Genomic DNA, 21,110 nt, shown 5'->3' with positions numbered 1-21,110 from the left:
GGGGCGGACCGAGATTCCCGCCCCTTTCGAACGGCCTTGTCACTAATTAAGCATCTACTTGTCTCACTAGAGTCTAGGTATTATCTTACGGCGTAGTCTGGCCGCTACAAATGCAACTCTAGTCCGGCTTCCCGATGCCGCTTTTTGAAACTGCGGCTCCGCCCCGCTATCCCAACCAGTCCGACAGCAAGAATCAGAATTACTCGAGAGGACCCTATGCAAAATTGGAAACGACTGCTGATGTTGATTGCCGCCGCCATCATTGGCTTGGCTGTCGTGCTTTTGGCATCCGGCATCGCTTTGACGAATTTCATAGTGGATTATTGGTGGCACGACGAGCTCGACTATGGCGGATATTTTTGGCTTAAACTTCTTTATCGCTACATTTTGTCGGGTAGCGTCACTCTGTTTTTCTTCTTCATCTTCTTCCTGAATTTCTGGGCTGCGTCCCGTTATCTCGGCATAGACGAAACCGCCTTTGCCAGATTGGGCCATACCGAAGGAACCCGCTACCGGCGATTGTTGAAACTCTTTCAAACCGGCTCTTTGCGGGTTTACACGCCATTGTCCTTAATTTTGGCCATTCTCATCGCGATTCCGTTCTACAAACAATGGAATGCCGCATTGCTGTTCTTGTTTGCTCCCAGCGCCGGAGTCACCGATCCGGTATTCGGGAACGATGTCAGCTTTTACATGTTCTCCTACCCGATCTTTACGCTGATTCAAAGGGAATTGCTCATCGCATCGGTCATCGCGACGCTGGCGATCGCACTCCTTTATTGGCTGGAGCATCGGTTACTTCCGGGCGAAAAAAGGGAGTGGCCTATCGGCGCGAGAATTCACCTCAGCGGCCTGGTCATCATCACTGCGCTGATCGTGGCATGGGGTTTCATTCTCTACCGCTTCGGACTGCTATATACGGACGTCCACGAGCCCCAATTCTTCGGTCCGGGGTTCATCGAACTTCGCTATCACTTGCCTTTGATTTGGCTCGCTATTTTGACCCTGCTTGGGGCGGTGGCCGCCAGTTTGATCTATGTACACCGAGGCAACGGATTGACTGCACTGGTCAGTTTGGTCCTCATTTTCTCAGTCGCTTTGGGTGCCCGTAAGATCGACTTCATCCCCGGCTTGATCGATCGGTTTGTGGTAAAACCGAATCCCGTCAAGGTCGAGCAAGAGTTCATGCGGAACAATATCAATGCGACCCTTGCCGCTTATGAGCTGAACGACATCAAGATCATCGATGTCATGCCGGGTCTCCCTAACCGAGATATTCTCGATCAGGCCTTCCGCGAACACCTGTACAACATTCCGGTCTGGGATCCCGAATACCTTGACGACGTGTATCAGCAGATGCAGGGTATTCGGCCCTACTATCGCTTTCCAGGCGTGGACATTGCACGCTATGTAATCAACGGCCGGCTCGAGCAGGTGAATCTTTCCTCGCGCGAAGTCAACATCACCAAGCTGCCGTCCGAGGCTCAGAATTGGGAAAACACCCACCTCCGTTATACCCATGGCTACGGTGCGGTCATTACGCCCGCCGCTCAGGATGGCGAAACGCCGATGAAGTGGTTTCTCCGCGACTTGACCCTTCAGTCAGGAGTCGGCTTCGCGGTCGAAAAGCCCGACATCTATTTCGGCGAAGAGAACTTAACCTACGCGATCGTACCGAATCGGCTCAGCGTGGTAGGCATTTCCAGCTTCGACGAGGAATCCAGCTACAACTATACCGGCAGCGGCGGGGTGCCGATTTCCTCGTTTTTCAGGAGACTGCTTTTCTCAATTTATTTCAGAGACGAGAAACTGTTTTTTTCGGTCAACATCCGCGGTGACAGCCGGGCGCTGTTCCGGCGCAACATCATCGATCGGATCAAGAGCCTCACGCCCTATTTGTCCTTGGACAACGACCCCTACGCCGTCGTCACGCCAAAGCGTATCTACTGGATCGTAGACGCCTACACGACTTCCGGCCTGTACCCGGTCTCAAAAACCTCGGTCACCCGTTTCAATCGGGACAGCGAGGATAAGCAATTCAATTACATCCGCAACTCGGTCAAAATCGTCATCGACGCTTTCGACGGTAACGTCGACTACTACGTCGCGAACCCAAACGATCCCATCATCCAGGGCTACAGAAAAGCTTATCCGGGTGTCTTCAAGGATATGAGCGCCATGCCGCCGATGCTCCGAGAGCAACTTCGCTATCCCAAGGATATGTTCACCACTCAGATGAGCATCTACGCCCGCTATCATCAAACCGACCCGGCTTTGTTCTTCCAGCAGGCGGAGACCTGGGATTTTCCTCTGGTCAACGATTCCATCCTGAAGCCCTTTTACTTCACAACTTACCTGTTGGAGGGACTTCGTGAGCCAGAAAACTTCGTTCTGATCAACCCGATGACCCCCATAGGACGGAGCAACCTCAGCGTGCTGGCAGTCGCGGGCACGCCGGCCGCCAGGGGGGGACGTACCGACTTTTTCAAGGAGATCGTCCTCTACAGATTCAGCCGCGAGGTCCAGGTCGAAGGCCCGTCTCAAGTCAGCGCTCTGATCGACCAGGACCCGGAGATCGCGAGACAGTTTGCCCTTTGGGACCAAAAGGGCTCGCATGTATTGCGCGGCCGCATCATCGTCCTGCCGGTGGGTCGATCGGTCTTGTATGTACAGCCCGTTTACATCGTCTCGACCGGCACCACGAGAATCCCGGAACTGCAACGGATCATTTTATCGATGGGAAACGTCGTCATTATGGATGCGTCTTTGGAGAGGGGAATGGAAAGACTCCAGGAGCGGCTAAGGGAAATAGGGCCCCAAGTACCGCCTAGCCCTCCGACGGCGCCCGTGGAGCCGCCACCGCCGCAATTGCCTGAAATCAGGCCGATGTAAGGCAAGACGAGTTTCGAGAAATCCACGGAACACGATCGCGGCAGTGAAAAGAATCACTGCCGCGATCGACCCTCTAGGCACGTAGGAAAAAGAAGCGGACAGACCGTTGTCCTAGGTCCTAGAAACGGCGGTTGGAACGTACCCGAGTGCGCGGCGTCACCCAAACGGTTCAGCGGATAGCCGCCGGGCTGTCCAAACTCGCACAGCTTTTCCGGTATTTCCTAACCACACAGTTGCCGTTTTTGGACTATCGGACTTTTGGCAACAGTTCGGTCGGCGAAGGCAACTCCTGTTTGTCGGTCGCTTTGATATCGATCGGCGTCGCATTCGTGGGATCGGAATCAGACTGTAGTTCGGGCAAAGGAGGCAGCCCATTCTCCAACTCGCCTGGATCTGTCGGCAAGGTTTCCGCTCCTGATTCGCCTGCTTCCGGAGATACCGGGGCTTCGTCATCTTCCAAGGTTTCCAAAGTATCCAGCTTATCTTCAAAAGTGGAGCCGGTATCGAGCGAAATCAGGCATCTTTCAGGCAAAGCCAACTTGTGTTCCGCTCCGGTAAATTCGATTTTCAAAACCCCTTTCAACGAGCGAGGTCCGGCAGCCAAGTATTGCTTCTTGACCGAATATTCCAGCAATGCCGAATCCAACTGATCGCCTACGGTAAAATCCAAAGGTGTTGCTATAGCGTCATCCGAACCGCCCTGCGAGAAGAAGGTTTCGAGCTTCAACTTATCGCCAGTCGGAACGCCGACGCCGCTGCCGGTGGCAAAAAAGCCCTGTAACTTGGCGCGCGCCATGATCTTTCCATTGATGCCAGGCGGAAATTCATGCTCGAATTTGATGACCACCTCCTGTTTCACCGGCGGTTTGGCAATAAAGGTGGCATTCGCAATGCTGACCGAGTTGTTCCGCGAGCCGTTGTAGCAAATTCTCGGAGTTTGGCCCGGATTATCGGCCTCGATTCGCACACCTCGATAATCACCGGTAATATCGACGCAGGTTTCGCCGGGCGCTTGCGGTGCAAGCCGGGTACCCTGAATATCTACTACCAGTCCGGAAGAAACGCCGGGCAAGAAAGACAGTAAAATAGACGCGGCGGATAAACTTTTTTTCCAAGGCATTGATGTTCCTCTAGTCGATTTCATATCCCACGGCCATGCTCGGCATTGTGTCCGTCGTGGCGCAGGGATGTCGGTGAGTCGAAATATAGCAAGCTTCGCATAAATGTCTCCACCGAAATACACCCAGAAAAGCGCATCGCAATGCGCACAACACGTTTTACGAATAACTCTCGACCAGCTTGGCAAATTGGTATGACGGATATCATCATCATCGGCGGTGGCGTTATCGGACTGATGACGGCGCGCGAACTCATAAGATCTGGCGCTCGCGTTCTCATCCTGGAAAGGCAGATGATTGGTCGGGAGTCTTCGTGGGCGGGCGGCGGAATTCTCAGTCCGCTCTATCCCTGGCGAGCCGTGGAGCCGATCCTCCAACTCTGGCTTCCAAGTCATGCTGAATATCCCAAGCTTGCCGAAACTCTACATCGCCGCACCGGGATCGATCCGGAATGGCGAAAGAGCGGATTATTGATTGCCGACTGCGAGAACGTGCATCTTGCGGAAACTTGGTGTGAAAGCTACGGGATTGCCTACGAACGGCCGGATCTCGCGCGCTTCCGTGAACTGGAGCCTGCCGTGCAATTTATGCCGAGTTCCCCCATATTCCTGCCCGACATCGCTCAGGTCAGAAATCCGAGATTGCTCCGAGCATTGCAGTCGGAGCTATTGGCAGACGGCGTGCAAATTTCGGAACACCGGACGGTCACCGAGATTGCCGTGGACCGCAGCAAGATCACGCATATTAACGCCGGGAACGAAACTTACTCCGCCGACCAATACGTTATTACTGCCGGAGCTTGGTCGGGAACGATGAGTGATCGCTTTTTTTCCGTGCCGCGCCTCGACGTGGAACCAGTGAAAGGACAGATGATCGTCTTTTCGGCTGAGCCGGAGTTGCTCAGACATATGGTCCTGAGCCGAGATCACTACTTGATTCCTCGAAAAGACGGAAAGATCTTAGCGGGCAGTACCTTGGAGCACTCCGGCTTCGACAAGAGCACCACAGAGTCCGCACGGGACGAGCTTGCGGAGTTTGCCTATACCGTGCTCCCGGCACTCCGCGCTTGCTCGATTGAAAAACACTGGGCAGGACTGCGCCCCGGCTCGCCTAGGGGTATCCCGTATATAGGCAGGCATCCTGAGATTCAGAATTTACATTTCAATTGCGGCCATTTCCGCAACGGATTCGCCATGGCACCGGCTTCTGCCCGCCTCCTGGCCGACCTCCTCTTCGCCCGTACTTCTGAGCTTTCTCCGGAGCCTTATTCTCTGACTGCCGAGCATTGAGCAAATAGCCGGCGCTTTTTATTTACTCGGTCTAAGAATATAGGCCCGGTTTATCCGGGGCAGGGCTTCTTAGCCCGGCGACAAGCCGCGCGAGCTAGGCCTATAGCATTTTCTGATTCGGTGTAAGGGAGCCCCATATGTAGGTCGGCAATCCCTTGCCGACGTACTGGCTCGGCAAAGGGCTTTGTCGGAAGGGCAGCTCTGGCGCTCCCAGAGATGCCGTTTGCGATTGGAAGGGTCGCGACTAAAGCGACCGTTTGCGATTGGAAGGGCAGCTCTGGCGCTCCCAGAGATGCCGTTTGCGATTGGGAAGGGATTGCCGACCTACGTTCTTCCCGCCCCACACGAATCCGTACACCGGGATGAAAAACGCTCTAAGCGTGTAAACCGGCTTGGACGGCGGCCCGAAATGCCAGAAAGGTATTTACGGGCCTGATTAACAATCGGCTAGCTTCAGCCGTCGCCGGATTCCTTCAGCGATACGGTTTCGTCCGCCAGTTCGGCGACAGCTGCTCGCGGCAATTCACTCAGACCGATCCCGCCTTCCCGATGGTGAGCGATGATGGCTTTACGCATTCTAGGGTCCCAGAATTTCCGGATGTGATCGGCGATGCCATGTATCGCAACGGATCGGTCCGGCTCGGCATTAAAAAAATTGCCGATGTCATTGGCCATTTTTACCAGATTTTCGATATTCATGATCGTCTTGTTTGAGAGGTTGAAGGCTTGCCGGCGTTAAGCGCTCAGGCCTTGCTGTGCAGCAGGCGTTGCGGATTTGCGTAAACCACATGCTTGTCGCCACGGGCAAATCCGACCAGCGTGACCCCCGCATCTTCGGCCAAGCGCACCGCGAGTCCGGTAGGCGCTGAGATCGCGGCCAGAAAACCGATGCCGACGGACGCGCATTTCTGCACCATCTCATAACTGGCCCGGCTGGTTACCACCACGAAGCCACTGCCGAAATCGACACCTTGCCGCGCCAGCGCGCCGATAAGCTTGTCCAGCGCATTATGCCGGCCGATATCCTCGCGAACCCACTGTATGCCTTGTCCCGGCACGGCCCAAGCCGCCGCGTGTACCGCCCCGGTGATACGGTTTAACCTTTGATGCTCCGATAGCCCGGCGAGCACCCGAATCAATTCCGGCGCCGACACTTGCACACCCTGCCCTACAGGACCCGGCCGGCGCATGGCCTGTTGGAGCGTGCGCGCACCGCAAAGCCCGCAGCCGGTCCGTCCGGCGAGATTGCGCCCTTTCTCCGCGGCACCCGCGCAACGCGCCTCCGGAATGCGTAGGCGCACCTCGATTCCCTCGGCACGCTGGTAAACCTTTATCGACTCCACCTCGCCCGGCGACGCGACGATAGCCTCAGTAAGGCTGAACCCCAGAGCGAAATCCTCCAGATCCAAAGGCGTCGCCAGCATGACGGCATGCGGTTCGCCGTTATACATCAAGGCAATCGGAGCTTCCTCGGCGATACAGTCGTCCTGATTGGCATGCTTATCGCCATGCCAGCGCTCAACCGGACTGACTCGATAACTGGGCCACCCCAATTCGGAGGCGAGAACGGCCATCTCGCAGTCTCAACCGGTGGCCGATGTACGTTGCTCGAGCAACGCCAACTGTTCCTCCGAGAACTCCTGGTACCGGCGCTGCCATTCCGAGGGGCCGGAAACTTTGGTGACTTGCACCGCCGTCACCTTGTACTCAGGGCAATTGGTCGCCCAGTCGGAATTGTCTGTAGTAATGACATTGGCGCCCGATTCCGGAAAGTGGAAAGTGGTATACACCACGCCCGGCTGCACCCGTTCGGTGAGGGTGGCCCTCAGTACGGTTTCGCCCGAACGGCTCTTGATGCCCACCCAGTCGCCGTCCTTGATACCGCGTTGTTCCGCATCGTGCGGATGGATTTCCAGACGATCCTCCGAATGCCAGACCGAATTCATGGTGCGGCGGGTCTGCGCACCCACGTTATATTGGGACAGGATGCGGCCGGTAGTAAGGATCAGCGGATAACGGCTGCTGGTCCGTTCCTGGGTCGGCACGTATTCCGTCAGCATGAAGCGTCCTTTGCCGCGCACGAACTGGTCGATGTGCATGGTCGGCGTACCGATCGGCGCTTTCTCGTTGCACGGCCATTGCACGCTGCCCAGCTCGTCGAGCTTGGCGAAGCTGACGCCCGTGAAAGTCGGCACCAGCCGCGCGATCTCGTCCATAATCTCGGACGGGTGCGAATAGTTCATGGGGTAACCCAAGGCATTCGACAGCAACTGGGTTACTTCCCAGTCCTCGTAGCCGGCCAAAGGCGGCATGACTTTCCTGACTGGGGAAATACGCCGTTCGGCATTGGTGAAAGTGCCGTTCTTTTCCAGGAACGACGCGCCCGGCAGAAACACGTGGGCGAACTTCGCAGTTTCGTTCAAGAATAAGTCCTGCACCACCACGCATTCCATGGCCCGGAGGGCGGCATGGACATGCTGGGTATCCGGATCGGACTGCGCGATATCTTCTCCTTCGCAATACAACCCCTTGAAGCTTCCGTCCAGCGCGGCGCCGAACATATTGGGGATGCGCAAGCCCGGCTCGGATTCCAGGGTTACGCCCCACGCCGATTCGAACTGGGCGCGGGTTTCGAAATCGGAGACGTGGCGATAGCCAGGGAATTCGTGCGGGAACGAACCCATGTCGCAGGAGCCCTGCACGTTGTTCTGGCCGCGCAAGGGGTTCACGCCCACGCCTTCCCGTCCGATATTGCCGGTCGCCATGGCCAAATTGGCGATGCCGATCACTGTGGTGGAACCCTGGCTGTGTTCGGTAACGCCGAGGCCGTAGTAAATCGCGGCATTGCCGCCGGTGGCGTAGAGCCTCGCCGCGGCGCGCACCGTCGCTGCCGGAACGCCGGTCACCGATTCGCTCGCTTCAGGCGAGTTGCGCTCTTCGCTGACGAAGGACTTCCACTTCTCGTAAGAGGCCGTTTCGCAGCGCTCCAGTGCGAAAGCGTCGTTTGAAAGGCCTTCAGCAACAATCACGTGGGCCAAGGCGTTGATCAGCGCCACATTGGTACCGGGCCGCAGTTTCAGATGGTAATCGGCCTTCACGTGCGCGGATCTCACCAGATCGATGTCGCGCGGGTCCGCCACGATCAGCTTGGCGCCTTCGCGGATACGGCGCTTCATCATCGAGCCGAACACCGGATGGCCATCGGTGGGATTGGCGCCTATCACCATGATGACGTCGGCCTTCATGACCGAATCGAAGGTCTGGGTCCCGGCCGATTCGCCCAAGGTCTGCTTGAGGCCATAGCCGGTGGGCGAGTGGCAGACCCGGGCGCAGGTGTCGACGTTGTTGTTGCCGAAAGCCGCGCGCACCAGCTTCTGCACCAGGTAGGTCTCCTCATTGGTGCAACGGCTGGAAGTCAAGGCGCCCACGGAATAGCGACCGTACTGGGCCTGAATACGCTTGAACTCGGATGCGGCATAGTTTATCGCTTCTTCCCAGGATACGACCTGCCATGGATCGTTGATGCTTTTCCGAATCATGGGCGTCGTAATGCGATCCTTGTGGGTCGCATAGCCGAAGGCGAAACGTCCCTTGACGCAGGAATGACCGTGATTGGCGTGACCATCCTGGTTGGGCACCATGCGCACCACCTCGGCCCCCTTCATTTCCGCCTTGAACGAGCAGCCCACGCCGCAATAGGCGCAGGTGGTGACAATGCTGTGTTCCGGCTGGCCCTTCTCGATTACGGACTTTTCCATCAGCGTCGCAGTCGGACACGCCTGTACACAGGCCCCGCAAGAAACGCATTCGGACTCCATGAAGGCCTGGTTCTGCCCGGGCGAAACCTTGGAGTCGAAGCCCCGGCCGTCCAGGGTCAAGGCGAAGGTACCCTGCACTTCTTCGCAGGCACGCACGCAACGGGAGCAGACGATGCACTTGGCCGGATCGAAGGCAAAATAGGGGTTGCTGGTGTCCTTTTCGGCCTTCAGATGGTTCTCGCCCTCGTAGCCATAACGCACTTCCCTGAGGCCCACCGCGCCGGCCATATCCTGCAACTCGCAGTTGCCATTGGCGGGGCAGGTGAGGCAATCCAGCGGATGGTCCGAAATGTACAGTTCCATCACCCCGCGGCGGACTTTGGCCAATCGGTCGTTCTGGGTGCAGACCTTCATGCCTTCCGCCACCGGCGTGGTGCAGGACGCGGGCAGCCCTCGTCCGCCCTCGATTTGCACCAGGCATAAGCGGCAGGAACCGAAAGGTTCCAGGCTATCCGTGGCGCACAGTTTCGGGATCTGGATGCCGATGCTGGCCGCCGCTCTGAGAACCGATGTGCCCTCGGGCACGGTCACGCTGAAGCCGTCAATTTCCAAGGTGACCAGCTTGTCGGATTGGCTTGGGGGGGTGCCGAAGTCGTTATCACGTAGTGCCATGGGATGACTCCTGAGTCGTAAGATGCGCAATGCGCACCGCAAAGCATTCGGGGCGGGCAACGCACCCTATTTCTAAGCAGCTTTGTCTGCCGTGGAAATGCCGAAATCCTCGGGAAAATGGTTGAGAGCGCTCAACACCGGGTACGGCGTCATGCCGCCCAACGCACAAAGCGATCCATTGAGGAGGGTATCGGAAAGATCCCGGAGGAGCGCTAGGTTTTTCTCCCGGTCTACGCCTTCAATGATCTTGTCGATTACTTCTATGCCGCGAGTCGACCCGATTCGGCAGGGCGTACACTTGCCGCAGGACTCGATGGCGCAGAATTCCATGCCGTAGCGGGCCATCTTGGCCATGTCGACGGTGTCGTCGAAGGCCACCACGCCGCCGTGGCCGAGCACCGCCCAAATGGCGGAAAACGCTTCGTAGTCCAGCGGCGTATCGAACTGGGATTCCGGCAGGTACGCGCCCAAAGGCCCGCCGACCTGTACCGCGCGAATCGGCCTTCCGGTGGCGGAACCGCCGCCATAGTCGTAAAGGATTTCCCGTAAGGTGATACCGAAAGCCTTCTCGATCAACCCCGGATGCTTGATGTTGCCCGCCAATTGAATCGGCAGCGTGCCGCGCGAGCGGCCCATGCCGAAATCACGGTAGTATTCGCCGCCCTTGTCGAGAATGATCGGCACCGAAGCCAGCGAAATGACGTTGTTGATGACGGTCGGCCGTCCGAACAGCCCTTCGATGGCCGGCAGCGGCGGCTTGAAGCGGACCAGTCCCCGCTTGCCTTCGAGGCTCTCGAGAAGCGAGGTTTCCTCGCCGCACACATATGCTCCGGCGCCCAAACGAACTTCCAGATCGAAGCTCTTGCCGCTGCCCAGAATGTCTTTTCCGAGGTAACCGGACCGATACGCAGCGTCGATGGCCTCGTTCAGCGCACGATGGGCATGGGGATATTCGACGCGCAGATAAATGTAACCCTGGATTGCACCCACCGCGAGCCCGGCGATGGTCATGCCCTCGATCAGAACTAACGGGTCCCCTTCCATGATCATACGGTCGGAGAAAGTGCCCGAGTCGCCCTCGTCGGCGTTGCAGACGATGTATTTTATGTCCGATGCCGTATTCAACACCGTGCGCCATTTGATGCCGGTCGGAAAAGCCGCACCGCCGCGTCCGCGTAGCCCCGAGGTGGTGACCTCGTCAACGATGGCAGAGGGCTCCATGTCCAAAGCGCGGCGTAAGCCGCGAAAGCCCTGATGACCCAGATAGTCGTCCAGGCTGACCGGATCGGTGATCCCGACGCGGGCAAAGGTCAGCCTTTCCTGATTCTTGAAATAAGGAATGGCATCGGTCGGCCCAAGGCAAAGGGAATGCGAACCGCCCTGAAGAAAACCCGCCTTGAATAAGGAAGGCACGTCGCCGATACGCACCGGCCCATAGGCTATCCGGCCTTCCTCGGTAGCCACTTCTACCAGGGGCTCCAGCCAATACATGCCACGGGAGCCGTTACGAACCAAATCGATAGCGATATTTCGTTTGGCCGCTTCGGCCCGAATGGCGGCGGCGACCTGCTCGGCGCCGAGGGAAAGCGCGCTGGAGTCTCGAGAAACGTAAACGGTCGTCATTGCGCATCAACCTGCATATTTTCAATAATCTCGTCGAACGTCTCGGACGTCACGCGTCCGTATACGTCTTTATCGATCATGATCGATGGCGAACACGCGCAGTTGCCGAGACAATATACGGGCTCCAGGCTGAAAGCCCCGTCGCCGGTCGTTTCGTGGTAATCGATATTCAACCGCTGCTTGGCATGAGTTTCCAGTGCCTCGGAACCCATCGCTTGGCAGGATTCGGCCCGGCACAGATAGATGGTGCGCTTGCCCGGCGGCGTGCTACGGAAATAGTGGTAAAAGCTGATGACGCCGTGCACTTCGGCGCGCGAAAGGTTCAGTTCCCCTGCGATCAGCGGGATGCTGTCCGGTGGCACATACCCTAATGCGTCTTGAATGCCGTGCAGAATCGGCAACAATGCACCAGGTTTATCCTTATCACAGCGGATAATTTCCTGCACGTGTTCCCGATCCCATTCGTGTTCTGTCATTTGCCCCTCGCTCAACTACCCCTAAGAATGGGTGGAAATCGCACAAACTTCGATAATCGCCATTCCCTCTCACTACTTAGGAAGTAAAGTAATTTATGCATCTATATGCACATTTTAAAGGCTCGTTCTCGCTTTGCAATATCTTTCTTGACTAAATTGCTAAGCTTTTCAGCAAAGCAACAACCTCGTTGGCGGTCATGAAACGCGATCAGGACAGAGGAAGGCGTTTGGATTAAGGTCGCTGGTACTCACCCGAGCGCTGTTCGTATCGGAACGCGCAGTGCAGCCCGAGTAATATGGCTATATGGAGAAGGCGCGGTATCGGTGAGACCGATTCGACCGATGCAGTCGAGTTGCGGCTTAGTATTGAATTACGATTACTACTCCTGGTGACACGGACATCGAAATTAAGCCGATTATGACCTTGGTCTTTTACCGACCGGTTCGGCACAAAGCGAGGTTCCGCGAGTGTGGAGGATCTGATTGAAACAAGACGGCCGGGGTCCAGGTGCCCCGGCCGTCTTATCGCCCCGAAGCTCAGCGCTTCTTGCTTACTTTCTCGTTATACGCGGTGATTTCCTCGGCATCGAGCTTGTCATCCTTGTTCGTGTCAGCCATGTTGAATATCTCCTCCGGGACCCCATTGGCCAGGGCGTCTTTCTTGGTTAGCGATCTCTCAGTTGACTGTTCCTCGGGCTGGGGAGTGGTGGCGCCGGGCACCGCGGGGTCGCCCGCGTCGCGGAACGCGTAGGCCGTACCGAAGGATAGCGAAACAACAGCGGCCAGAAGGCTCAACGTAGATTTTGTAGCCATGGATACACTCCTTTTGATGGTTAGAGGCAGTATGGTCGGAGCCACAACGACACCTCCAAGCAAGACCAGGGCCAATGCAACAACTTTTTGATTATTGGAAATAATATGGCGAACTTCGAATATTCTTCACGAAAACCGTCGTTCTGCGACTACAGTCACAGAGCGATTGTGGATGGACACAAGATTCAACTCGGGTGCCTGTGGGAACAATGAAAGCGGGCGCGTCGAAAGGCCTTCAAAAGGCCGGGGGATTGTAAAAAAGCCGCCGGAAACGAGGGGAGCCGCCTCATAAAGCCTCCTCTGTACCAGGTGTCGAACATCGCAGAACTACGTCCGACTCTTGGCCCAGTTGGAACTGGGAGTTATGCTCGAAAGTTGACGGGCCGGCAAAATTTGACCATTACTCGAAACTGGTCGAGCGCACAAAATCGGCCCTGCGCCCCCGCGCGAGGGGAATACCTGTTGCCAATTCTCCGCTGCCGTTGGGAACCGGGGTTCCTAAAAGTATGACTACGCAATCGGCATGGAACGACCGGTTTCCCCCATTGCCGATGGATTTCCCTCGGCTGCGGCTTGAGCACCGGTTGGCGGTTCGCGCTGAAACCGCCCCCGACAGCGGACGTCGTGCAGTGGCGTCATTTCCACAAACGAGGCGCCTCCATCCACCACCGGCCCCACAGCTAAAGTCTCTGGTGATCAGCGGCAGTTCTTTTCGATCAACGCCGCGGTAACTCGGGTCTCGCACCCGTACCTTGCATTTATGGATTTCCTATCCATGTCGACCGTGCCCTCCCAATTAGATCTGGCATAGGTTTTGCTGGTTATCGCTTAGGCCAAGTCGACAAGCCTAAATTCTCTACCCTCGATAACTTTGGGAGACACTTATGAAAGTACGGCAACTACTTAGGACAGCACACCCTATTTTCTTGGCTCTACCCTTGTTGCTGATGGGATGCGAGCGATCCGAGCAACAACCCAGCATGCCGCCAAAGGAGTTAACCGCTCCGACTCCGGCCCCAGATTCCGATCTGCCTAAACCGAACCAAACGGAAGTGGTGCCCGTCACGCCGCCCCCATCGCCAGAAAGCAATACGACACCTTAAACGAGAAGCTTTCTCGTCCGCTCACTGGAAACAATGCGAACAAGCCCGGATGATTGCGAGCAGGAAACGGTCGACGACTGCTCGCAATCGTTCGGATACTTACAAGCGACCGTAGCGATTCAGCCTGCCGCCGGCGGGGGAATTCAAACGCTTCCGCCCCAGTGGCGCTATGCCACCGCTACCGCTCACTGAAGGCTTCTCATCCGCAGGCGCACGTTATCCACAGATGTGCCTTTCGTGACAGAACGTTGGAATTAGCGCCGGACGCGCAAAAAGCGACGTGGACATCAACGATTGCTGCATCTCAAACGTCCATCCCGGACCATTTTACCACTGCGATATGAGCTGTTCGGTAGACTGCATGCGAATAGTAGAACTGAGGCCGCTTTCAGTTGGCTGTCGGACACAAACACTTATTCCAGGTTTACGTCCGGAATCACACAACTGACCCGACCGACGCTGTCATTCGCAAGTCCCGCAGGAATTTGCAAAAAGGTTCGAGTCGTGTTCGGTTCGATCGTTCCCGATAATACGGCTTTTAGAGGCTCCAAAAGCTCCAGATCCTTGGAATACTGAAGACAAACCACTTCGATTCCGCTGATTCGCCGTTCACTGCCGTTCTTGATAGAAAAATCGAACAACATCGTTTTGTCTGCTGGATCTAAAGTCCAGCTAAAATCCGTCAGCTCGATCGCGCGTAGGATTTCGTATTTCGCACGCGTGTCGGAACCGGTCGGGGGCTGCACGGATTCTTCCTTGGTGAGTTCGGGCGATGAACCATCCGGCGGCGTGATCCCTTCGCCGATGCTAGTCGACGTACTCTCCCGAAGCAGGGCTTTTTCATCCAAGCTCGCCGATTCGGTCTGCCGGCGAGCTTCGTCTTGCGCGACACGTCCGTGCCGATGCTCGGCAAACCGTGTACCCAGCTGCCAAGCCGCGGTCGCAAGCAATATGGTCAGGAGCAAAGAAGCAAGCACGTGAGCGTAACGGCGGAACCATGGCTTTTGAGACCCACCCTCACGGCACTCCGCCGGCGCGGTAGCCGTTTCCTCCTCATATTCGGTTTCGCCGCGCTTCTTTGGGCTTGGGCTTATCGGGCCAGCCCCGTAACCGACCGCATCCCAAATCGCCTTTTCCTCGGGCACAATTCTGCCGGCGAACGGCGGCTTCAACTCCTTCGCACGGGCAGGCGTGCCGCGCGCGTCACTTTTACTTTTGTGTTCGTTCAAAGCATGCCGAAATGCGAGGCATGCTTCGCCAAGGTGTCTCAGAACGTCTTTGATGAATTTTTCGTACAATACTAGGCGCACTTTTTGATGAATCGGAACCTCGATCCGATCGAGAACCGCTGACAACGCATCCAATATCGCGACGGGGCTCCAGGGTGTGGCCGGTAATGAATCAAGCGCTCGGCCGACTACCTCGGCGTAGGTTTCATCGAGACGACGAATACTTTGACCGTGTTGGAGTTCGACGTCCCGAACCCCACGGGCCAGATGCTCGTCCACCGCAAATGTCCGCCGATAGCCTGGTATTTGGCCGGTCTGCCATGCACGGTCACCGGCGTCCGCGCTAGAGTTCTGCTTGCCGGCATCCTGTTGATCCGAAAAACGCGCAAAAGAACCCAGCAATTCCTGGCTAAGACTTTCCGAAACGACCTCTTGATCAAGGTGAAGAGTTGTCCACACGTCGGCAAGATGATCCTGTAATGTCGAATCGAAGCTTTCGATGTTTTGAACAGCCGTCGCTAGATTCAAATCGTCCAACATGTAGCGAAAGCGATCTTGAATGACGCCTACGAATGTCGACCGATAAAGTTCGATTAATACCGGAAAATCCATCGTATTTTTTGGTCCGTCAAGCATGGATACCATTTTATAATTCTCACCTATTTATGCGGCGGAACAGGAGCACGAGTCGAGGCCGGCTCCGCTAAAATAGTCGGTCGAGTTCTTCCATCTTTTCGGTTCCGCACTTCCGAACAAATTCGAAATCAGGCATCCTGCCCATGAACGACAGCCTAAACGCGTCCGTTAATTCCGGCTCGAACAACTCGGTCCAAGACAGTGATTCGCACCACCGTTCCATCCGCAGCTTCACTCTCCGCCAAGGTCGATTCACCGTAGCGCAACGGAGAGCCATGGAGGCTCTTTGGCCCATCTATGGACTAAATGTCGCCGATACGCCCCCCGATTTCGAGGCGATTTTCGGCCGGGGCGCGCCTCTGGTCGTCGAAATCGGCTTCGGTAACGGCGAAACTCTGGCACAACTCGCCGGCGACCAGCCGCAGACCAACTTCATAGGCGTAGAAGTCCACCGACCTGGCGTCGCGCAGTTGCTGGCGCGCCTAAAAGAACGCGAACTAAATAATGTGCGTATTTTTTGCGCCGACGCTGTCGACATCCTGACAAATCAGATCGCTGACGGAAGCCTTTCGGGCGTGAACTTGTTTTTCCCGGATCCGTGGCCCAAAAAGCGCCACCACAAACGCCGACTGGTCAACCCGGAATTTATCAGCCTCGTAGCGCGGAAGCTCAAGTACGGTGGCTATTTTCATGCCGCCACGGACTGGGAAGATTATGCTCAGCACATGCTGGACGTGCTCGAACATTGCGATCGTCTTGAAAACACCGCAGGCGGGAGCAAGTTTTCCCCTCGCCCGACGCACAGAGCGTTGACCAAATTCGAACGCCGCGGACAAGAGCTCGGACACGGCGTATGGGATTTGATTTTTATCCGGCGAGCAGACGATCTTTAGCCGGCCACTGCTTCCGCGGGTTGGAACGGCCCCTCCTCCGCCTCGACCTCTGGCTGTACGTCATCCAGCTGCATCGCTTGCCGTATGGCCAGGAGTTCATCGTATTGCCGACGGAGCGGCTCCAAAGCCTGGGTGAGCGCGGCGATCTCCTGATCCAAGGAGTGACTGGATTCGTTGATCTTGCGCAATACGTCCAGCTTGCTTTCGATTACGCGTTTATGATCCCGAATTTGATGGATAAGCGGCGTAAGGGCCATGCCGGACCAACCCACCGCATCCTTGTGTGCGTGCAGAAAAAGCTCTCGGGCGCGGGCGACAACCGTTGTATAAAGCTTTACCACAACCATGCTCTGCTCCATCAAGGTTGACGAAGCACTGTCTCTGAAAGCCTCCCCTTCCTTGAATACCCGCTCCAGTTCGGCCTGATATTTCTTGAGCGAGAGCGACGGCGCCTTGAGATCGGCAAAGCCATATTCCTCCTGGAATTTTCCGTATATCCTTTTCACCAGTTTTCGACTTTCCTCAGAGATCGACACGGCTTTGACAAGCACGCCGTTCAACTCCTCGAGCACTCCCGCCATGACCGATTTCATCCCGATCGTCGTCAGACTTCCGGCCATCTGCCGCCGAGTTCGCTTGATAATCTCATCGATGCTTTCCGGCGCCAGGGACTCGACCAAAGCCTTGGCCTGCACCGCGAACACCCGTCGGCTCGCCTGAAATTGGTTTACGCTGGCCAAATAAGCATTTTGCTGGTCTCGGGTCTCGGTCATCAGCTGCTTGATCTTGTCCCGATTATTGACATCGACATTGCGGAGATCGTTGATCTGGCGCTCGGCATCCGCTATATGGGCCTGCAGTACACCGGTCGATTCGGTAACCAAATGGCCGATCCTCTCGGTGACCGACGTCATCAGCAGATTCTGCCTCTCCTTTACCACTTTTTCGGCCAAGAAACTCTCAAAAAGATGGAGACGGCTTTTTTCCAGGAGTTCTTGGTCGCCCTTCACTTTGGCAAGCAAAGCCTGTTTGGCGGTCAAGGGAAAAATCGAGCTCGCGTCGACTTCCAAAGTTCTGGCAACTGAGTCGATTTGGGCGCGAATCGATTTCTCGATGACGTCGTCTCCGTGCAAATCCCCCCACATCGAATCGATCTTGTTCATGACCACCGCCAGACCGCTTCTTTTCTGCTGGCCTTGGCGGGAACCCCGAACATGGTTGCACCACATATCCAGATCGCTCTTGGTAACCCCGGTATCCGCTGCAAGCACGAAGATAACCGCTTGAGCGCTGGGCAGCATGTGCAAGGTCAACTCGGGTTCCGCCCCGAGTGCGTTGAGACCGGGTGTGTCCAGAATGGTAAGGCCTTCCTTTAAGAGGTAATGCGGAAAACTGATCAATGCGTGACGCCAGCACGGAATCTCGACGGTCTCCGGCGCCACCACCTGTCCCGGATGAAGATCTTCGTTGTACAGACCGAGCTGCTTCGCTTCTTCGAGCGGCACACGCTTGGTTGCGGTCAGCTCTTGAAATGCTTCCTGCATTTGCACCGGCGAGGTGCAATCCAATTCGATCTGCATCCAACTCTGCGGGTGTCGCTTGTATTCGCTGAGCGATGCCTGGTTCAGACGGCTCTCGATCGCCAAGAGTCGGATATAGGCACCGCCTTCGGGGTCGTAAAAGATCTCCGTCGGACACATGGTTGTTCTTCCGGGAGATGATGGCAAAAGCCGAACACCGGTATCCGAGAAAAACAAAGCGTTAATGAGCTCGGTCTTGCCTCGCGAAAATTCGGCGGCGAAGGCAAGCACAATACGATCCGCGCGCAAGCTGTCGAGCATGCCCAGAAGAGTTTCATTTACGGCATCGCTGTTCAATTCATGCTGATCAAGCCAGGAACGATATCGCTCAACCGCCTGGCTCAGTTGCTCACGCCACTGGCCGTAGCCTCGCAGCTTGTCTTCTAAATGAATGATGCTCATCTCCGACTCTCGACCCGATCGTCTAGTGGAATAAAGTGCAATTCTGGGGACAGTTGGGATGAAGTTTAGACCAATTCAAAATTCAGTCCATTTTCGAGAGCTCTGCCCACCATGCCGGCCAGCGTTTTGGAGAGCAGATTTTGAACCGCTTATCCCGGCCGGTTTCACCGGCCAGCAAAACCACATCGCGTTTGGCGACGCCGAAAACGTCTGCCAGGAAGTCGATTAGATAACGGTTTGCTTTGCCGTCGACAGGCGGCGCTTTGATGCGGATCTTGAGCCGATCGCCATGCAAACCCGCAATCTCGTCCTTACCGGCGCGAGGTTGTACGTGGACGTTCAGCACCAGTGCCTGGCCGTCCCAGGTATACCAATCGCTCAAGTCAGTTCAGCAGATTCGTGAGTTGCTGCAGCGGGGGCAGCACAAGCATTTTGGCGAGTTGTATGCCGATCAAGGGGATCAACGGCGAGAGATCGATACCCCCTATCGGCGGCAAAAGCCGACGGCTGAAGCGAAGCAGCGGCTCGGTAAGGCTGTAAAGGAGGGAAACCGCGGGGTTATAGCTCCCTGGACTGACCCAACTCAGGACCGCACGGATGATGATGGCGAAAAAATAGACATTGAACAGCAAATCCAAGAGCTGCACGACAGCCCACAGACTCAATGCCGCAAATGTGATCCGCGTATCCTGAAGCACGAATATCAGATAGCCGCTCAGCATTTGCAGCCCCAGCATCAAGACGAGCGAAGCCGTGTCGACGCGGCCGACGGACGGAATAAAGCGGCGGAACATGCGAAGCGGCGGGTGCGTGATCTTGATCAAGAACTGGGAAATCGGATTGTAGTAATCCGCATCGACCCACTGAAACAAGAACCGCAGCAGTATCGCGAATATATAAAGGCTGAAGAGCGTATCGATCAGAAAAACAGCGGGATTCACCAGAAAATCCGGAGACATCGTCAACCTCCCAGTTGCTTGGACAATTCTGCCGCCCGCGCATTTGCCGCCTTCATGGCGTCAAGCACGAGGCTACGAAGGCTTCCGCACTCGAATATCTCTATTGCCTTTTCCGTAGTACCGCCGGGCGAGGTAACCCTTCTTCTCAATTCCGCCGGACCGTCTTCGGATTCTATGGCGATGCGCGCCGCACCAAGCGCCGTCTGCTGGGTAAGAAGCCGCGCCGTAGCTTTGTCCATTCCCATTTCGGTCGCCGCATCCTCCATGGCCTCCATGAACAGAAAAAAGTAAGCGGGTCCGCTTCCGGAAAGCGCCGTCACCAAATCCAGGAGCTCTTCCTTTTCTACCCACACTGCGATGCCGACGGCACGGACTATCGCTTCCGCCACACTTCTATGTTCGGCGCTCGCTCGATCGTTCGCGTGCAATGCGGTAGCCCCGGTTTTCACGAGCGCCGGAGTATTGGGCATACAGCGCACGATGCTTGCGCCGCCGCCCAGCCAGTGGTCCAGGGCGGTCTCGCGAACACCCGCGGCGATGCTGATCATCAGGGGGCCGCGTTGCCGCACGGGGCCGGCAATTTCTCGAGCCACCTGTTCAAGAATCTGCGGTTTAACGGCCAGCAACACGGTCTGGGAGCGCTCGACCAAGGATTTGTTATCTTCGAACGTATGGACGCCGAAACGGCTGGCCAAATCCTTCAGCTTCGCGGTGTCGACGTCCGACACGAAAATATTGTCCGCCGGATAGCCATCCGAAATGAGACCGCCGATCAGGCTGCTCGCCATATTTCCGGCGCCGATAAACCCTAAAGTTTGCTTTTTCATTTGAAATCATCTCCGAACCAACGGACGTATTCTAACCGAGACACGGCCCCAAAAACGTCCCGTTCGCCGTATAAGCCGACAAGTGTCCCTCAGCCGTCCGAAACGCTCCCGGCATCGAGCACGGCCATGTCACGGCTTGACCTCGGCCCGAACAGCGCCGTGCCGATACGTACCATGGTCGAACCTTCCATGACGGCCGCTTCGAGGTCGTCGGACATCCCCATGGACAGCGTATCGAGCCCAAGGTGGCCCAAGCGTTCCGCGGCTTGCCGCAAGCTCCGGAACGATGCGCGCTGAAGGTCGATCGTGTCCGTCGGGGCCGGAATGGCCATAAGCCCGCGGACACGAAGCCTAGGCAGTTCCGCGATCGCTTCGACCAACCCGTCGAGCTCCTCCGGGGCAACGCCCGATTTCGTCGCTTCTCCGCTGACGTTGACTTGAATGCAGATGTTGAGCGGCGGCAGCTCTTCGGGACGCTGATCGCTCAGGCGCTCCGCGATCTTGAATCGGTCGACGCTATGTACCCAGGAAAAACGAGCCGCGATCGACCTGGTTTTGTTGGATTGAATGGGTCCGATGAAATGCCAGCCGATATCGTAATGCGCCAACTTATCTTGCTTGGCCAGAGCCTCTTGAACGTAGTTCTCCCCGAACTCCCGCTGACCGCAGTAATAAGCGGCGGCAATCGCCTCCGCAGGCTGAGTCTTGCTTACGGCGATCAGCCGAACCGAGCCCCGGCATCGACCGGCTGCCGTCTCCGCGAGTCGAATTCGCTCGCGTACGGCGTCCAGGCGCTGTTGTATTTGACTCCTCATGTTGCTGATACGTTTGTCTATACTT

Annotated in this window: 16 protein-coding genes; 3 read left to right on the top strand and 13 right to left on the bottom strand. The window is 56.4% G+C overall.

From position 1 onward, the window contains the following. Nucleotides 1-216 precede the first annotated feature (216 nt). Nucleotides 217-2,892, top strand: a complete 2,676-nt coding sequence (locus tag ACR2R1_RS01445) for a UPF0182 family protein (RefSeq protein WP_434112345.1) — start codon at nt 217-219, stop codon at nt 2,890-2,892. A 247-nt stretch (nt 2,893-3,139) separates the two neighbouring features. Here ACR2R1_RS01445 and ACR2R1_RS01440 read toward each other — a convergent pair whose 3' ends face one another. Then, complete coding sequence (locus ACR2R1_RS01440) at nt 3,140-4,135, bottom strand: hypothetical protein (RefSeq protein ID WP_434112343.1); 996 nt, start codon at nt 4,133-4,135, stop codon at nt 3,140-3,142. A gap of 69 nt (nt 4,136-4,204) precedes the next feature. Between ACR2R1_RS01440 and thiO the strand changes: the two genes are divergently transcribed. Then, a complete protein-coding gene (gene thiO / locus ACR2R1_RS01435; protein ID WP_434112341.1) occupies nt 4,205-5,299 on the top strand; it encodes a glycine oxidase ThiO in 1,095 nt (364 codons plus the stop codon). Nucleotides 5,300-5,752: 453 nt separating this feature from the next. Here thiO and ACR2R1_RS01430 read toward each other — a convergent pair whose 3' ends face one another. From ACR2R1_RS01430 to ACR2R1_RS01400, 7 genes are all read right to left on the bottom strand, one after another. Then, on the bottom strand, nt 5,753-5,998 hold the full coding sequence (locus ACR2R1_RS01430; protein WP_133718309.1) for a formate dehydrogenase subunit delta: 246 nt from the start codon (nt 5,996-5,998) through the stop codon (nt 5,753-5,755). A 44-nt stretch (nt 5,999-6,042) separates the two neighbouring features. After that, a complete protein-coding gene (fdhD, locus tag ACR2R1_RS01425) occupies nt 6,043-6,873 on the bottom strand; it encodes a formate dehydrogenase accessory sulfurtransferase FdhD (RefSeq protein WP_434112339.1) in 831 nt (276 codons plus the stop codon). Between the two features lie 9 nt (nt 6,874-6,882). Then, nucleotides 6,883-9,729 carry a formate dehydrogenase subunit alpha gene (gene fdhF, locus ACR2R1_RS01420; RefSeq protein WP_434112336.1) on the bottom strand — a complete coding sequence of 949 codons (2,847 nt, stop codon included), beginning with the start codon at nt 9,727-9,729 and terminating at the stop codon, nt 6,883-6,885. A gap of 72 nt (nt 9,730-9,801) precedes the next feature. After that, on the bottom strand, nt 9,802-11,352 hold the full coding sequence (locus ACR2R1_RS01415; protein ID WP_434112334.1) for a formate dehydrogenase beta subunit: 1,551 nt from the start codon (nt 11,350-11,352) through the stop codon (nt 9,802-9,804). After that, nucleotides 11,349-11,828 (bottom strand): formate dehydrogenase subunit gamma, encoded by a 480-nt coding sequence (locus ACR2R1_RS01410; RefSeq protein ID WP_077729814.1) that lies wholly within the window; start codon nt 11,826-11,828, stop codon nt 11,349-11,351. Before ACR2R1_RS01410 ends, ACR2R1_RS01415 begins: the two co-directional genes overlap by 4 nt. A 537-nt stretch (nt 11,829-12,365) precedes the next feature. Next, nucleotides 12,366-12,641, bottom strand: a complete 276-nt coding sequence (locus ACR2R1_RS01405; RefSeq protein ID WP_077729815.1) for a hypothetical protein — start codon at nt 12,639-12,641, stop codon at nt 12,366-12,368. A gap of 1,516 nt (nt 12,642-14,157) precedes the next feature. Next, the gene (locus tag ACR2R1_RS01400; protein WP_434112332.1) at nt 14,158-15,585 is read right to left on the bottom strand and encodes a hypothetical protein; all 1,428 of its coding nucleotides are present in this window, start codon (nt 15,583-15,585) and stop codon (nt 14,158-14,160) included. Between the two features lie 167 nt (nt 15,586-15,752). Between ACR2R1_RS01400 and trmB the strand changes: the two genes are divergently transcribed. Next, a complete protein-coding gene (gene trmB / locus ACR2R1_RS01395) occupies nt 15,753-16,502 on the top strand; it encodes a tRNA (guanosine(46)-N7)-methyltransferase TrmB (protein ID WP_434112330.1) in 750 nt (249 codons plus the stop codon). On the opposite strand, the gene ACR2R1_RS01390 is transcribed toward trmB, so the two are convergent. The 5 genes from ACR2R1_RS01390 to ACR2R1_RS01370 form a co-directional block, all read right to left on the bottom strand. Further along, a complete protein-coding gene (locus tag ACR2R1_RS01390; protein ID WP_434112328.1) occupies nt 16,499-18,484 on the bottom strand; it encodes a dynamin family protein in 1,986 nt (661 codons plus the stop codon). The genes trmB and ACR2R1_RS01390 overlap by 4 nt on opposite strands. Before the next feature lie 82 nt (nt 18,485-18,566). Beyond that, nucleotides 18,567-18,866 carry a DUF167 family protein gene (locus tag ACR2R1_RS01385; RefSeq protein WP_077729819.1) on the bottom strand — a complete coding sequence of 100 codons (300 nt, stop codon included), beginning with the start codon at nt 18,864-18,866 and terminating at the stop codon, nt 18,567-18,569. Between the two features lies 1 nt (nt 18,867). Next, nucleotides 18,868-19,443 (bottom strand): YggT family protein, encoded by a 576-nt coding sequence (locus ACR2R1_RS01380; RefSeq protein ID WP_077729820.1) that lies wholly within the window; start codon nt 19,441-19,443, stop codon nt 18,868-18,870. Between the two features lie 2 nt (nt 19,444-19,445). After that, complete coding sequence (proC, locus tag ACR2R1_RS01375; protein WP_434112326.1) at nt 19,446-20,270, bottom strand: pyrroline-5-carboxylate reductase; 825 nt, start codon at nt 20,268-20,270, stop codon at nt 19,446-19,448. An 89-nt stretch (nt 20,271-20,359) separates the two neighbouring features. Beyond that, nucleotides 20,360-21,085, bottom strand: a complete 726-nt coding sequence (locus ACR2R1_RS01370; protein ID WP_086135057.1) for a YggS family pyridoxal phosphate-dependent enzyme — start codon at nt 21,083-21,085, stop codon at nt 20,360-20,362. Between the last annotated feature and the right edge of the window lie 25 nt (nt 21,086-21,110).

Origin of the sequence: Methylocaldum sp. GT1TLB (assembly GCF_051027445.1) — a bacterium.
GTDB lineage: Bacteria > Pseudomonadota > Gammaproteobacteria > Methylococcales > Methylococcaceae > Methylocaldum.
Note: the sequence above shows the minus strand (reverse complement) of the source record. Positions and strands in the feature narration are given on the sequence as shown.